Raw genomic sequence first — 15374 nt, forward strand, 5'->3', positions numbered from 1 at the left:
TAACCTTAATAAGGTGATTGACGTATTTATCTTTTATAAATTAGGTGAAGTTTATGGATTACCTTATCGATGAGATTGATCGCCAAATCGTCGGTTGTCTGGCAGAAGATGCACGCATGTCGCTGAAGGTGCTAAGCGCCAGAGTCGGATTAACCTCGCCCAGCACGGCGGAAAGAGTAAAGCGCCTTGAAGAGCGCGGGGTTATTCAGGGATATGGCGCGCACGTTAACCTTGCTGCGCTGGGCTATACGCTACAGGCGCTGGTTCGGGTTCGACCCATGCCGGGCATGCTGCATAAGGTCGATAAAATGATCCAGGCGATACCGGAGTGTATTGAGTGCGACAAGGTAACCGGGGAGGATTGCTTCGTGATGCGCCTGGTTGTGCGCTCAATAGAGCAGTTGGATGAGCTGCTGGATGGCCTGGCGGAGTACGCCCAGAGCAACACCGCAATCGTCAAAAGCTCGCCGGTTAAGCGCCGTCTGCCGCCGATATGATGTTGGAGGCAACGCCGGGTGGCGGCTTCGCCTGACCCGGCCTACGTCCTCGAATCGACAGGGTGCCACGATAGTGTAGCCCCGGTAAGCGCAGCGCCACCGGGGAGATCGACGCGGAGTGGGGGAACGATTACTCGGTGCTCCGCACCTCGCCCTTCGGGTCGTTGCCTGACGGCAACGCTTTCTCGCTGTCGCTCGAATCGAACCTTAGTCGAAGCTTCTCATCCTTCCCTGCACGGAATGGCATGCGGCTTTGAGGTTTGATTTAGATGGGGTGCTTTATAAGGAGATGGTGGTGGGGGAAGGATTCGAACCTTCGAAGTCTGTGACGGCAGATTTACAGTCTGCTCCCTTTGGCCGCTCGGGAACCCCACCAGGGGTGATATCTTGCTTGTAGAGATGGTGGTGGGGGAAGGATTATTCGTCGCTTCGCTCCTCACCCTTCGGGCCGTTGCCTGAAGGCAACGTTCTCTCGCTCTCGCTCGAGTCGAACCTTAGTCGAAGGTTCTTACCCTTCCCCGATAAGTGCATATGTCAGCTTCACTCATCAGGTTTACCACACTGCTGTGGTGAATAATGGTGGTGGGGGAAGGATTCGAACCTTCGAAGTCGATGACGGCAGATTTACAGTCTGCTCCCTTTGGCCGCTCGGGAACCCCACCACGGGGTAATGCTGGTACTGGCCTGCTTCCCTTGGGAAGCGGGGCGCATCATATCAAATGACGCGCCGCTGTAAAGCATTCCTTTCATGAAAATGAATCGTTTGCATGCTTTTTACGCGCACTGCGCTAATGCTAAACAATTCATTTCATGTGTCGCTTACAGAATAATTGTTCGGTTGCCGTAGACAAATACCCGCTGGCCCAGAACTTCATATAGCGCCCGGCTGAGCACGTTCTTCTCTACGTCACGTCCGGCACGCATCATATCTTCAGCAGTGTAGGTATGATCGACGTGAATAACGTCCTGCATAATAATCGGACCCTCATCCAGATTATCATTCACATAGTGCGCGGTCGCACCAATGATCTTCACGCCGCGCTCGTAGGCCTGGTGATAAGGGCGGGCACCAATAAACGCCGGTAAGAACGAGTGGTGAATATTAATGATCTTATTCGGGAAGCGGGCCACAAAGGTCGGCGTCAGCACGCGCATATATTTCGCCAGTACCACATAGTCCGGCTCATAGGCTTCAATCGCCTGAGCCATCCTCTCGTCATGATCTTCTCGAGTCAGCCCTTCATGGCTTACCAGCTCGAAAGGAATATCAAAACGCTCTACCAGCGTGCGCAGCGTTTCATGGTTACCAATCACGGCGGCAATCTCTACGTCAAGGCCGCCATAGTTAGCCTTCATCAGCAGATCGCCCAGACAGTGAGCCTCTTTCGTCACCAGGATCACGATGCGGCGACGTCCGGCAGGGGTTAACTCTCGCACGGAACCTTCAGGCAGGGCGCTGTCGAGATCCGCCAGTAGGGTCGCATCGTTAAAGATCCCCTCCAGCTCGGTACGCATAAAGAAGCGCCCGGTACGGTGATCGACAAACTCATTGTTCTGCACAATGTTAAGTTCGTGCTTGTAACAGATATTGGTGATGCGTGCGATAAGCCCTTTCTGGTCGGGACAGATGGTACGCAGAACTTTTCGTTGTAGTGAATGCATTGCCGGGTAAATCCTTGACGTGTTTGCTATGAGGTGCCGCTGGTCTTATTGCCCGCAACACTTTTTAAATTTTTTTCCCGAACCGCAGGGGCAGGGATCGTTACGGCCAAACTGGGGCCGGGTGCCATCAATATAATACCACTGGCCATTTTCTTTTAAGAACCTGGAGCGCTCGATAATAGCACCCGTTTTGCCTTTCTCATTAAAGCGGGCCACAAAACTGACAAACCCTTCGCTGCTGTGACTGCCCTCAGCCTGCTCAAAGATCGTCAGGCCCAACCACTCAGTATTGGCAAAACCTGCCTCGATCTCCTGACGGAACGTCCCAGCCTGACAGGAGGGGTGCCAGGTCTGAATCAGGTAGTCTGCGCGCTTTTCTACAAAAGCCGTATAGCGCGAGCGCATTAGCTGCCCAGGATTGGACACAATCAGTTTTCCAGACAGATAAGGCTGGCAACATAAGCTATACTCCAGTGCGCTACCGCAGGGACAACGGTTTGACAAAATAGGTATCCTGAATAAATGAGAGCGCAGACGCGCCTTTACCGCACTATGTTAACTGAGCGATGCCCATGACGCTATGCCAGGAGAGTTTGGGAGAAGAGATATTCCTCAGGACTGGTCATATGGTCAAAAATTTAGTACGTTCGGCATAGATTATTGGCATACAGCGTTGAGAGATGCATTTTTGCCGCCGTGATGTATTAGCATCATGACGTTTCTGGTTCAGGCACTTACGCATGGCGTATCACTGCCGTAATGCGCAAGACGGGCCTGGGATCTTGATGAACCTATTTGTCCTGTCTTTTTGCCGGCCTCGTGTGCGGCAGCGCGTATTGCTGTTTTTGAGCAAGCCGAGGGATGTTATTGGGCGAATTGTAACCACTCGGTGCACATAAAATGTTTGAGCACGTAGTTTTTCGCTTTCTTAAGCAAAATCTGACAGGCGGTAGTCGCAATAGCGTGCCACTATTGAACTATCGTAAGGCAGGGGAGAGAACATGACGCAGCCATTGGCCGGAAAACATATGTTAATCGTTGAAGACGAACCCGTTTTCCGCTCACTGCTGGACTCATGGCTGCTGTCTCTTGGCGCATCCACCACCTTAGCGGGTGATGGAGTCGAAGCGCTGGAGATGATGGCCAGAGTCAGACCAGATCTGATGATCTGTGATATCGCAATGCCGCGGATGAACGGCCTCAAGCTGGTTGAACACCTGCGTAACGAAGGCGACCAAACGCCAATCCTGGTCATCTCCGCAACGGAGAACATGGCCGACATTGCTAAGGCGCTTCGTCTCGGCGTGCAGGATGTTTTACTGAAACCGGTAAAAGATTTTAGTCGTCTGCGGGAGACCGTGCTGGCCTGCCTCTATCCAAATATGTTTAATTCGCGGGTAGAGGAAGAGGAGCGACTCTTTCAGGACTGGGATGCGTTAGTGAGCGATCCGCACGCGGCAGCAAAGCTGCTACAGGAGTTACAGCCTCCCGTTCAACAGGTCATATCCCAGTGCCGCGTTAATTATCGCCAGCTTGTTGCTGCCAACCAGCCCGGTCTGGTTTTAGATATTGCACCGTTATCCGATCACGATCTCGCATTTTATTGCCTGGATGTGACTCGCGCTGGGGATAACGGTGTATTAGCCGCGCTATTATTACGCGCACTCTTCAATGGCCTGCTGCAGGAGCAGCTCTCTCAGCAGCGCCAGCGCTTACCTGAACTGGGGGCGTTGTTAAAACAGGTCAATCAATTACTGCGCCAGGCAAATTTACCCGGGCAGTTCCCTCTGCTGGTTGGTTATTATCACAGCGAACAAAAAAATTTGATATTAGTCTCCGCAGGGCTTAACGCAACGCTCAATACTGATGCACAACAGGTTCAGATTAGCAGCGGCGTGCCGTTAGGGACGTTGGGTAATGCTTACTTAAATCAAATAAGCCAGCGTTGTGAAGCCTGGCAGTGCCAGGTTTGGGGAACGGGTGGCCGGCTGCGCTTAATGTTGTCTGCGGAATGAGCGATCGCGCTGCGCTACCCATTTTTGCTTTACCGCAAAAACGGGCCGGGTGCTACTATCGCGATAGTCTTATAGGTAATTGTCTTAATTACATGTCAAGGTGCTCGATTCAGACCAGGCTCACAGTTTGATACTGATATACTCAATGCACTATTCATTGACGAACGTGTTCTAAGTATGAACAGTCCAGGAGATTTTAAATGGCTGCCGTTAATTCAAAAGTAACAAAAGCAGTTATCCCGGTCGCAGGATTAGGTACCAGGATGCTGCCCGCCACGAAAGCTATCCCTAAGGAGATGCTGCCGCTGGTTGATAAGCCCTTAATTCAATACGTAGTGAATGAATGTATTGCGGCGGGTATTACGGAAATCGTTTTAGTTACTCATTCATCTAAAAACTCCATCGAGAACCACTTCGATACCAGTTTTGAGCTGGAAGCCATGCTGGAAAAACGCGTTAAGCGCCAGCTGCTGGAAGAAGTACAGTCTATTTGTCCTCCGCATGTCACTATTATGCAGGTTCGTCAGGGTCTGGCTAAAGGTTTAGGCCATGCGGTACTGTGCGCACATCCGGTAGTGGGTGACGAACCCGTGGCTGTTATTCTGCCTGACGTTATTCTTGATGAATATGAATCCGATCTCTCCCAGGATAACCTGGCGGAAATGATCAAACGCTTCGATGAAACCGGCTGCAGCCAGATTATGGTTGAGCCTGTTGAAGATGTGACCGCGTACGGCGTTGTAGACTGCAAAGGCGCAGAGCTGAAGCCGGGTGAAAGCGTGCCTATGGTTGGCGTGGTTGAGAAGCCTAAGGCGAACGTCGCACCTTCTAACCTTGCTGTGGTAGGCCGTTACGTCCTGAGCGCTGAGATTTGGCCTCTGCTGGCGAAAACCCCTCCGGGAGCGGGTGATGAGATCCAGCTGACCGACGGTATTGATATGCTGATCGAGAAAGAGACCGTTGAAGCGTACCATATGAAAGGCAAGAGCCACGACTGCGGCAACAAGCTGGGCTATATGCAAGCATTTGTCGAATATGGCATCCGTCACAATACGCTGGGCGAAGAATTTAAAAGCTGGCTGGAAAATGAGATGGGCCTCAATAAGTAAGGCTTTTCTCACCGCTGTCTGAACCAGGCCGGAGATAACCGCTACGTACGTGTTATCTCCGGCTTTTTTATTACCAGTTGTTTCTAAATGCAAACATAAACCAGGACGGGGTAGGGTAAATACAAATAAAAAATCCCGCCGGAGCGGGATTTTTTTGCATCAGAAGAAGCGTTATTCCTTGATCAGGAAGTCTTCCAGCTGTTTGCCTTGCTCATCCATGGCTTTCTTAATTACTGCTGGGGTACGGCCCTGGCCGGTCCAGGTTTTAGTTTCGCCGTTTTCGTCAACGTAGCTATATTTAGCAGGACGTGCTGCACGCTTGGCTTTCGTACCGACTTTCGCGGCTGCCATGCTGTTCAGCAGTTCGTTAGGGTCAATACCGTCAGCAATCAGCATTTCGCGATATTGTTGCAGTTTACGCGTACGCTCTTCAATTTCAGCAGCTGCAGCATTATCTTCTTCACGACGCTCGTTAACAACAACTTCTAATTTCTCCAGCATTTCTTCGAGCGTTTCGAGAGTGCATTCTCTTGCCTGTGCACGAAGAGTACGGATGTTGTTCAGAATTTTAAGTGCTTCGCTCATTGTAGTAATCTCAAACTTATAATGGGGTGGTTTGTTGAGCTAATAATAGAGCGATAATTTGAGTTGTGCAATACCCGACAATGTAAGGAATTCAAAATTACCCGTTATTTGCCCATTTTATTAATTCCGCTATCTTAAATTTTCCTTCAGGAAACGCGCCTGCAAAGCTTATCCAAAGCATTAACCCCAGTCCGCTCGGGGTTGGATAAAGAGAAGCATGCTACTCAACATTTTTCGATTAATCCTGGTATTACTATAGCGGACGTGGATAAATATCAACCTTTCCTATTAGTCTGACATAAGCGTGCTGAGCTTAAATTACTAATATTTTCTGGAGCCTAAGTTAGAAAACTAAGTTAAAAGGCTCCGCGCTAAAGTCCGTGCTAAAGTCCGTGCTAAAGTCCGCGCTGACGGTGGGGATGGGGATAAATGAAGAACGCTCTTTGCCTGCGGCAATGGTTGCCGCAATCATAAATGTTATAAAGTGTGAATATCCCGGCAGGCGTCAGGATGTGGATTAACCGGCAGGCCGCGAGCCGTTTAGATGTTAGCCTGACAAAATATGGTACAATCGGCACGGTAAAAATTACATTTTGATTGGGGTCTTTAGACCGATGGCACAGCTTTATTTCTACTACTCGGCAATGAACGCCGGCAAATCGACGGCGCTTTTACAATCTTCCTACAATTACCAGGAAAGGGGGATGCGCTCGCTGGTCTACACTGCTGAAATTGATAACCGTTTCGGTAGTGGAAAAGTCAGCTCCCGTATCGGTCTCTCATCACCGGCAAAATTATTCAATCAGCAAACCTCGCTGTTTGATGACATTCGCGATGAGCATGCCCGTGAAGCCGTTCACTGCGTGCTGGTGGATGAGAGCCAGTTTTTAACGCGCGAGCAGGTCTACGCCCTCTCTGAAATTGTCGATAAGCTTGATATTCCGGTCCTGTGTTACGGGTTACGCACGGATTTCCGCGGCGAGCTCTTTACCGGGAGCCTCTATTTACTGGCATGGTCAGATAAACTCGTGGAGTTAAAAACCATCTGTTTCTGTGGCCGTAAGGCCAGCATGGTATTACGTCTCGACCAGGATGGGCATCCCTATAATGAGGGAGAGCAGGTGGTTATTGGGGGCAATGAGCGCTATGTCTCGGTATGCCGCAAGCATTATAAAGAGGCGCTTGCAGAAGGCTCTCTGACGGCGATCCAGCGCCGTATCCGTGGGTAGGTACTGCTAAAGGCTTAAATCGTCTCAGCGCGCCGTTGAGGCCATAAAAAAACCCGCCAGTTGGCGGGTTTTTGTTAGTACGAAACGTTAAGCGGTTTTCTTCGCTTTTTTATCGGCTTTAACCGGTACAGCAGATTCAACCTGCGCAGGTGCAGCTTCACCCTCTCTGTACTCACGGCCATAGTAGGTATCCAGCAGGATCTGTTTCAGCTCGGCGATCAGCGGGTAGCGCGGGTTAGCGCCGGTGCACTGGTCATCGAAGGCGTCTTCAGACAGTTTGTCAACGTGCGCCAGGAAGTCGGCTTCCTGCACGCCTGCTTCACGGATGGATTTCGGAATACCCAGCTCGGCTTTCAGGCTGTCCAGCCATGCCAGCAGCTTCTCAATCTTCGCAGCGGTGCGATCGCCCGGTGCGCTAAGTCCCAGGTGGTCGGCAATCTCTGCGTAGCGGCGGCGAGCCTGAGGACGGTCGTACTGGCTGAAAGCGGTCTGTTTGGTTGGGTTATCGTTCGCATTATAACGAATAACGTTGCCAATCAGCAGGGCGTTGGCCAGGCCGTGCGGAATGTGGAACTGCGAGCCAAGTTTGTGCGCCATAGAGTGGCAAACACCCAGGAAGGCGTTAGCAAACGCGATACCTGCGACGGTGGCAGCACTGTGTACGCGCTCACGGGCAACCGGGTTTTTCGATCCTTCGTGGTAGGACGCCGGCAGGTTCTCTTTCAGCAGCTTCAGCGCCTGCAGGGCCTGACCATCAGAGAACTCAGAGGCCAGCACTGAGACATAGGCCTCCAGGGCGTGAGTGACCGCATCCAGACCACCGAATGCACAGAGTGATTTCGGCATATCCATCACCAGGTTGGCATCAACAACGGCCATGTCCGGCGTCAGGGCATAGTCTGCCAGTGGGTATTTCTGGCCAGTAGCATCGTCGGTTACTACAGCAAACGGCGTGACTTCAGAACCCGTACCAGAGGTAGTGGTGATCGCAACCATTTTTGCTTTCACACCCATTTTCGGGAACTTATAGATACGTTTACGGATATCCATAAAGCGCAGCGCCAGCTCTTCGAAGTGGGTTTCCGGGTGCTCGTACATTACCCACATGATTTTGGCTGCGTCCATCGGGGAGCCGCCGCCGAGGGCGATGATCACGTCAGGCTTGAATGCGTTCGCCAGCTCTGCGCCTTTACGAACAACGGAGAGGGTTGGGTCAGCTTCAACCTCAAAGAATACGTCCACTTCTACGCCAGCTGCTTTCAGCACAGAGGTGATCTGGTCTGCGTAGCCGTTGTTGAACAGGAAGCGGTCAGTCACGATCAGCGCACGTTTGTGGCCATCAGTAATCACTTCATCCAGCGCGATTGGCAGGGAGCCACGGCGGAAGTAGATAGATTTCGGAAGTTTATGCCACAGCATGTTTTCAGCTCGCTTAGCAACGGTTTTCTTGTTGATCAGGTGCTTCGGACCCACGTTTTCAGAGATGGAGTTACCACCCCATGAACCACAGCCCAGAGTCAGAGACGGGGCGAGTTTAAAGTTATACAGGTCACCGATACCCCCCTGAGAAGCAGGGGTGTTGATCAGGATACGTGCAGTTTTCATCATCTGCCCGAAGTGCGCTACACGCTCCGGCTGGTTGTCCTGGTCGGTGTAGAGACAGGAGGTGTGGCCGATCCCGCCCATTGCCACCAGTTTTTCAGCCTTAACGACGGCATCGTCAAAATCTTTCGCACGGTACATTGCCAGCGTCGGGGAGAGTTTTTCATGAGCGAACGGCTCGCTCTCATCGACGTCGGTGACTTCACCAATCAGGATCTTGGTGGTAGCTGGCACGGTGAAGCCTGCCAGTTCAGCGATTTTATACGCTGGCTGACCTACGATGGCTGCGTTCAACGCGCCATTTTTCAGGATGATGTCCTGAACGGCTTTCAGCTCCTGGCCTTGCAGCATGTAGCCGCCGTGGCTGGCAAAACGTTCACGCACTTTGTCGTAAACGGAGTCAACGACGACAACAGACTGTTCAGAAGCACAGATGACGCCGTTATCGAAGGTTTTAGACATCAGTACGGAGGCTACTGCACGTTTGATATCGGCAGTTTCGTCGATAACAACCGGGGTGTTACCTGCGCCTACGCCGATAGCCGGTTTACCTGAGCTGTAAGCCGCTTTAACCATGCCTGGACCACCGGTCGCGAGGATCAGGTTGATATCCGGATGGTGCATCAGCGCGTTGGAAAGCTCGACGGAAGGTTGGTCAATCCAGCCAATCAGATCTTTTGGTGCGCCCGCGGCGATAGCGGCCTGCAGAACGATATCAGCTGCTTTATTGGTAGCATCTTTAGCGCGCGGATGTGGAGAGAAGATGATAGCGTTGCGAGTCTTAAGGCTAATGAGTGATTTAAAGATTGCGGTTGAGGTTGGGTTAGTGGTTGGAACGATACCGCAAATTATGCCGATAGGTTCGGCGATAGTGATGGTGCCAAAAGTGTCATCGGTAGAAAGGACACCGCAGGTCTTCTCATCTTTGTACGCGTTATAAATATATTCAGAAGCAAAGTGGTTTTTTATCACCTTGTCTTCCACAATACCCATACCGGATTCTGCAACGGCCAGCTTAGCGAGGGGAATTCGCGCATCAGCGGCAGCCAGAGCGGCGGCACGGAAGATTTTATCAACTTGTTCTTGAGAAAAGTTGGCATATTCACGCTGGGCTTTTTTCACGCGTTCAACGAGTGCGTTAAGTTCAGCGACATTAGTAACGGCCATAATGATCTCCTGATAATGTTAAAACTCTTTTAGTAAATCAGTTGCTCAATGGATCAATAGAACAGTATAGTAAGACCCATCGAAGCCTGCGTTACCGTTTCAAAAACAAGTACTTATCTACGAAACCTGCACCCATGATTTACTAAAAGAGCCTCGCCTCAGCATCATACCGTTTGATACTTTTTTTGTCCCTGGCGGCATAAACAAGGTTACTCACTTCTGAGTAGTGATTACGTGATCCAGATCAAGAATAGTACAAGCTGACACCTTTCAGCAGGCACTTCTTGATGCCTTGCATCAAATGTTAATAATTTCAGGCAGGTAGTAGAAATAAGTTATCATACTTTCTACAATTAAATAACATACCCTCTTTGTCACGTTTTTCAGAATAATTCTGGTGAAGTATGCTGAAATTAAACGTATATTTAGCATGGTTTTTTTAGGGTTGTAATTTTGCCTTCGGCGTTGATTCCCTGCGGAGCTTACCGTGATCCATACGTTGTTTGATTTTCCGACCTACCTAAAGTTTTTCATTGGTCTTTTTGCCCTGGTTAATCCGGTCGGGATTATTCCTGTATTTATCAGTATGACCGGCTATCAGACGGCGGCGGCAAGAAACAAAACCAACATGACGGCCAGCGTCTCGGTAGCCATTATTCTGCTCACCTCGCTCTTTCTGGGCAGCACTATCCTGCAACTGTTTGGCATCTCAATTGACTCCTTCCGCATTGCCGGGGGTATCCTGGTCGTTACTATTGCAATGTCGATGATCAGCGGCAAGCTGGGGGAGGATAAGCAGAACAAACAGGAGAAGTCAGAGACGGCTATTCGCGAAAGTATCGGCGTGGTTCCGCTCGCGCTGCCGTTGATGGCGGGGCCGGGGGCCATTAGCTCTACTATCGTTTGGGGAACCCGTTTTCACAGCTGGCCGCATCTGCTCTGCTTCTCAATCGCCATCGCCCTGTTTGCATGCTGCTGCTGGGGACTATTTCGCATTGCCCCCTGGCTGGTTCGTTTATTAGGACAGACAGGTATCAACGTTATTACCCGTATCATGGGTCTGCTGCTGATGGCGCTGGGCATAGAATTTATTGTTACCGGGATAAAAGCCATTTTCCCCGGACTGCTGGGCTAAATCCTTTCTCACCCGCGCTGTTTTTACCATTATTAGTAAAACATATAACTAATGTTGAAAAATGGCGCAGTCATAATAAATTATGCTGGTTTGATTAATGCGTTAATAATCAGCGGGTTGAATCTGCACCTTTGACATGTTTGCTTACATTTACCCCTTTCTGCCTGTTATTTTACTCACATGATACTCTGGGGCTTGCTGTCCGTTTATTGAAATGATATTAGTAAATTAATCACCCCGGCAGATTAATGTGCTAGAAAATGCGCGCTTGTTACGTTTTTGTGTAAAAAACAATCAGCCCTTGCTTAAACAAGGGAGAAAGAACGGTAAATGCACTATATTATTGATTATCATCGCATTAACCTGTCCTTTCCACGCATTACACCTCGCGCACAACCTCTCCAGGATCGCATAAAAGAGAAATGCTTAACAAATTTGCAAATTGTGTTGGCGGTCAATAAAGGCATTTGATACTTTCCGGCCCTCTCTTTGCGAGATAATAGATGCAGATGAGAATCATTTACATAAATGGATCTTGTCAGGATATTAAGAGACGCCTCAAACAGGGGAGGCGTTAAAGAATCGACGCCAGGCTGCCGCCATGAGTAGCCAGTAATAATAAAAGTCGGTGATAGCAAGTAGTAAAACCTTGCGGATGCAAAAGCTCCTGCACCGTACAGGAACCCCTAAGGGGGAATGAAACAGGCTGGCATAAAAGCCAGTAATTATAATGAGTGGAGTACCAACACAATGTCCATCATCACAAAAAAAAGCTTGGTAGCGGCAGGGATTTTGACTGCGCTAATCGCGGGTAACGTTGCTATGGCAGCAGATGTACCCGCAGGTGTTCAACTGGCAGAGAAGCAAACCCTGATCCGAAATAACGGTGCCGAGCCGCAGTCACTCGACCCGAATAAGATCGAAGGGGTACCAGAAGCCAACGTTAGCCGCGATCTCTTTGAAGGCCTGCTGATTACCTCTCCGGTCGACGGCCACCCCATTCCTGGCGTTGCCGAATCCTGGGATAATAAAGATTTTAAAGTCTGGACTTTCCATCTGCGCAAAGATGCCAAATGGTCCAACGGCGAACCTGTGACCGCTCAGGATTTCGTCTATAGCTGGCAGCGCCTGGTCGATCCGAATACCGCCTCGCCATACGCAAGCTATCCGCAGTACGGCCATATCGTAAACGTTGATGCAATCATCGACGGCAAAATGAAGCCAAGCGAGCTGGGCGTTAAGGCGATTGATGACCACACGCTGGAAGTGACCCTCAGCGAGCCGGTTCCTTACTTCTATAAGCTTCTGGTTAACCCGGCGATGTCCCCGGTAAATAAAACCGCCATCGAAAAATTTGGCGAAAAGTGGACCCAGCCAGCGAACATCGTTACCAACGGCGCATTTAAACTGCAGGATTGGGTCGTTAACGAACGTATTGTGATGGTGCGTAACACCAACTATTGGGATAACGGTAAAACCGTTCTCGATCAAATTACCTATCTGCCAATCTCCTCCGAAGTGACGGACGTTAACCGCTACCGCAGCGGCGAGATTGACATGACCTATAACAACCTGCCGATCGAGCTGTTCCAGAAGCTGAAAAAAGAGATCCCGCAGGAGGTGCACGTTGACCCGTATCTGTGCACCTACTACTACGAAATTAATAACCAGAAAGCACCGTTTACCGATGCCCGCATCCGTACCGCACTGAAGCTGGGCCTGGATCGCGATATCATCGCTAATAAAGTAAAAGCGCAGGGCGATCTGCCAGCCTATGGCTACACCCCGCCGTACGCCGACGGTGCGAAGCTGACCAAGCCGGAGTGGTTCGGCTGGACGCAGGAAAAACGCAACGAAGAGGCGAAAAAACTGCTGGCTGAAGCAGGCTACACCAAAGACAAGCCGCTAACCTTCAATCTGCTGTACAACACCTCCGATCTGCACAAGAAGCTGGCGATTGCCGCCGCGTCAATCTGGCAGAAAAACCTCGGCGTGAACGTCAAGCTGGTGAACCAGGAGTGGAAAACCTTCCTCGATACCCGTCACCAGGGCAACTTCGACGTGGCACGCGCCGGCTGGTGTGCAGACTATAACGAGCCGACCTCGTTCCTGAACACCATGCTCTCCGGCAGCTCAATGAACACCGCGCACTACAAGAGCGAGGCGTTTGACCGCATCATGGCCGATGCCGTGAAAGCCAGCGACGATGCAAAACGCAGCGAGCTGTACGATCAGGCTGAACAGCAGCTGGGCAAAGACTCGGCGATTGTGCCGGTTTACTACTACGTAAACGCACGTCTGGTGAAACCATGGGTTGGCGGCTATACCGGTAAAGACCCAATGGATAACGTCTACGGTAAAGATCTCTACGTTATCAAACATTAATGGCAATATGTGGGGCAGGGCGTAACCGTGCTAAGACGCGGCGTCGCACTGCCCCATCGTGTCTTATTTTATCGCACTGCATACACCGGCGTTATTACGCTATGTGTATAAGGCACAGGCCAGAAGGTACGGGCAATGTTGAAATTTATTTTACGTCGCTGTCTGGAAGCAATTCCGACGCTCCTGATTCTTATTACGATCTCCTTCTTTATGATGCGTCTTGCGCCGGGTAGCCCTTTTACCAGCGAGCGCGCGCTGCCGCCGGAAGTCATGGCGAATATCGAAGCGAAATATCACTTAAACGATCCGATTATGACCCAGTATTTCAGCTACCTGAAACAGCTGGCGCACGGTGACTTCGGGCCGTCATTTAAATATAAAGACTATTCAGTCAACGATCTGGTGGCATCAAGCTTCCCGGTCTCGGCAAAATTAGGCGCGGCCGCCTTCTTCCTCGCCGTGGTGCTGGGCGTAGCGGCGGGCGTTATTGCGGCGCTTAACCAGAATACCAAGTGGGACTATACGGTCATGGGCTTTGCGATGACCGGGGTAGTTATTCCCAGCTTCGTGGTCGCCCCGCTGCTGGTGCTTATTTTCGCCATCACGCTGAAGTGGCTGCCGGGCGGCGGCTGGAACGGCGGGGCACCGAAATATATGATCCTGCCGATGGTGGCGCTCTCTCTCGCTTACATCGCCAGCATTGCGCGTATCACCCGTGGGTCAATGATCGAAGTGCTGCACTCTAACTTCATACGTACCGCCCGCGCTAAAGGTTTGCCCATGCGCCGTATCATCATGCGCCACGCCCTGAAGCCCGCGCTGCTGCCGGTTCTCTCCTATATGGGTCCCGCGTTTGTCGGCATCATCACCGGCTCGATGGTTATCGAAACCATCTATGGTCTGCCGGGTATCGGCCAGCTGTTTGTTAACGGCGCGCTGAACCGCGACTACTCGCTGGTGCTGAGCCTGACCATTCTGGTCGGTACGCTGACTATTTTATTCAACGCGATCGTGGACGTGCTCTATGCCGTTATCGATCCGAAAATCCGTTACTAACGCTGGGGTACGCCATGATGTTAAGCAAGAAAAACAGCGAGGCGCTGGAAAACTTCAGTGAGAAACTGGAAGTCGAGGGGCGTAGCCTGTGGCAGGACGCGCGCCGTCGCTTTATGCATAACCGCGCTGCGGTAACCAGCCTTGCGGTGCTGGTGCTGATCGCCCTGTTCGTCGCCTTTGCCCCGCTGCTGTCGCAGTTTACCTATTTCGATACCGACTGGGGCATGATGTCCAACGCGCCGGATATGGAATCTGGCCACTACTTCGGCACTGACTCCTCGGGCCGCGACCTGCTGGTGCGCGTCGCGATCGGCGGCCGCATCTCCCTGATGGTAGGCATCGCCGCCGCGCTGGTGGCGGTTATTGTCGGCACGCTCTACGGGTCGCTCTCCGGCTATCTCGGCGGCAAAGTCGACTCGGTGATGATGCGTCTGCTGGAGATCCTCAACTCCTTCCCGTTCATGTTCTTTGTGATCCTGCTGGTGACCTTCTTCGGTCAAAATATCCTGCTGATCTTTGTCGCCATCGGCATGGTCTCCTGGCTCGACATGGCGCGTATCGTCCGCGGCCAGACGCTGAGCCTGAAGCGCAAAGAGTTTATTGAGGCGGCGCAGGTTGGTGGCGTATCGACGGCCAGCATTGTGGTGCGCCACATCGTACCGAACGTGCTGGGCGTCGTGGTGGTCTATGCCTCGCTGCTGGTACCGAGCATGATCCTGTTCGAATCCTTCCTGAGCTTCCTTGGTCTCGGTACCCAGGAGCCGCTCAGCAGCTGGGGCGCGCTGCTCAGCGATGGCGCAAACTCAATGGAAGTATCGCCGTGGCTGCTGCTCTTCCCGGCGGTATTCTTAGTGGTTACCCTGTTCTGTTTTAACTTTATCGGCGATGGCCTGCGTGATGCCCTCGACCCGAAAGATCGTTAAGGAGTGCTG

At 51.4% G+C, this 15374-nt stretch carries 12 protein-coding genes, 2 tRNA genes and 2 other RNA genes; 8 read left to right on the forward strand and 8 right to left on the reverse strand.

The annotated features are described in order from the left end of the window. The first annotated feature begins 53 nt into the window (after positions 1 to 53). On the forward strand, positions 54 to 497 hold the full coding sequence (locus tag RTM13_RS01290) for an Lrp/AsnC family transcriptional regulator (RefSeq protein WP_042396076.1): 444 nt from the start codon (positions 54 to 56) through the stop codon (positions 495 to 497). A gap of 113 nt (positions 498 to 610) precedes the next feature. Here the strand turns inward: RTM13_RS01290 and RTM13_RS01295 are convergent. The 6 genes from RTM13_RS01295 to RTM13_RS01320 all read right to left on the reverse strand — a co-directional run bounded on the left by RTM13_RS01295 (position 611) and on the right by RTM13_RS01320 (position 2663). After that, a non-coding RNA gene (locus RTM13_RS01295) (RtT sRNA) lies at positions 611 to 743 on the reverse strand. Positions 744 to 787: 44 nt separating this feature from the next. Beyond that, positions 788 to 872, reverse strand: a tRNA-Tyr gene (locus tag RTM13_RS01300). 25 nt (positions 873 to 897) lie between these two features. Then, positions 898 to 1030, reverse strand: a non-coding RNA gene (locus RTM13_RS01305) — RtT sRNA. Positions 1031 to 1074: 44 nt separating this feature from the next. Next, a tRNA-Tyr gene (locus RTM13_RS01310) sits at positions 1075 to 1159 on the reverse strand. Between the two features lie 157 nt (positions 1160 to 1316). Further along, positions 1317 to 2159, reverse strand: coding sequence for a formyltetrahydrofolate deformylase (purU, locus tag RTM13_RS01315; RefSeq protein ID WP_312209480.1), 843 nt, complete (start codon positions 2157 to 2159; stop codon positions 1317 to 1319). Positions 2160 to 2204: 45 nt separating this feature from the next. Then, entirely contained in the window at positions 2205 to 2663 is a 459-nt protein-coding gene (locus RTM13_RS01320; protein WP_312209482.1) for a YchJ family protein, read from the reverse strand. Positions 2664 to 3160: 497 nt separating this feature from the next. Between RTM13_RS01320 and rssB the strand changes: the two genes are divergently transcribed. Both rssB and galU read left to right on the forward strand, forming a co-directional pair. Further along, the gene (rssB, locus tag RTM13_RS01325) at positions 3161 to 4174 is read left to right on the forward strand and encodes a two-component system response regulator RssB (RefSeq protein WP_312209484.1); all 1014 of its coding nucleotides are present in this window, start codon (positions 3161 to 3163) and stop codon (positions 4172 to 4174) included. Between the two features lie 200 nt (positions 4175 to 4374). Next, positions 4375 to 5283, forward strand: coding sequence for a UTP--glucose-1-phosphate uridylyltransferase GalU (gene galU, locus RTM13_RS01330; protein WP_312209485.1), 909 nt, complete (start codon positions 4375 to 4377; stop codon positions 5281 to 5283). 171 nt (positions 5284 to 5454) lie between these two features. Here the strand turns inward: galU and hns are convergent, their stop codons facing one another. After that, positions 5455 to 5868: a histone-like nucleoid-structuring protein H-NS gene (gene hns, locus RTM13_RS01335; protein ID WP_103820001.1), complete on the reverse strand. Its 414-nt coding sequence runs from the start codon at positions 5866 to 5868 to the stop codon at positions 5455 to 5457. Positions 5869 to 6482: 614 nt separating this feature from the next. Here hns and tdk point away from each other — a divergent pair. Beyond that, positions 6483 to 7097 (forward strand): thymidine kinase, encoded by a 615-nt coding sequence (gene tdk, locus RTM13_RS01340; RefSeq protein WP_312209486.1) that lies wholly within the window; start codon positions 6483 to 6485, stop codon positions 7095 to 7097. A gap of 87 nt (positions 7098 to 7184) precedes the next feature. Here the strand turns inward: tdk and adhE are convergent, their stop codons facing one another. Then, entirely contained in the window at positions 7185 to 9866 is a 2682-nt protein-coding gene (gene adhE, locus RTM13_RS01345) for a bifunctional acetaldehyde-CoA/alcohol dehydrogenase (protein WP_312209488.1), read from the reverse strand. 487 nt (positions 9867 to 10353) lie between these two features. On the opposite strand from adhE, the gene RTM13_RS01350 reads away from it, so the two are divergent. The 4 genes from RTM13_RS01350 to oppC all read left to right on the forward strand — a co-directional run bounded on the left by RTM13_RS01350 (position 10354) and on the right by oppC (position 15365). Further along, positions 10354 to 11001, forward strand: coding sequence for a YchE family NAAT transporter (locus tag RTM13_RS01350; protein ID WP_312209489.1), 648 nt, complete (start codon positions 10354 to 10356; stop codon positions 10999 to 11001). 750 nt (positions 11002 to 11751) lie between these two features. Beyond that, positions 11752 to 13386: an oligopeptide ABC transporter substrate-binding protein OppA gene (gene oppA, locus RTM13_RS01355; protein ID WP_312209490.1), complete on the forward strand. Its 1635-nt coding sequence runs from the start codon at positions 11752 to 11754 to the stop codon at positions 13384 to 13386. 135 nt (positions 13387 to 13521) lie between these two features. Next, positions 13522 to 14442 (forward strand): oligopeptide ABC transporter permease OppB, encoded by a 921-nt coding sequence (gene oppB / locus RTM13_RS01360; protein WP_312209492.1) that lies wholly within the window; start codon positions 13522 to 13524, stop codon positions 14440 to 14442. A 14-nt stretch (positions 14443 to 14456) separates the two neighbouring features. Further along, positions 14457 to 15365, forward strand: a complete 909-nt coding sequence (gene oppC / locus RTM13_RS01365; protein WP_312209494.1) for an oligopeptide ABC transporter permease OppC — start codon at positions 14457 to 14459, stop codon at positions 15363 to 15365. The last annotated feature ends 9 nt before the right edge of the window (positions 15366 to 15374 follow it).

Origin of the sequence: Pseudescherichia sp., from assembly GCF_031979925.1 — a bacterium.
In the GTDB taxonomy this organism is placed as follows: Bacteria; Pseudomonadota; Gammaproteobacteria; order Enterobacterales; family Enterobacteriaceae; genus Pseudescherichia.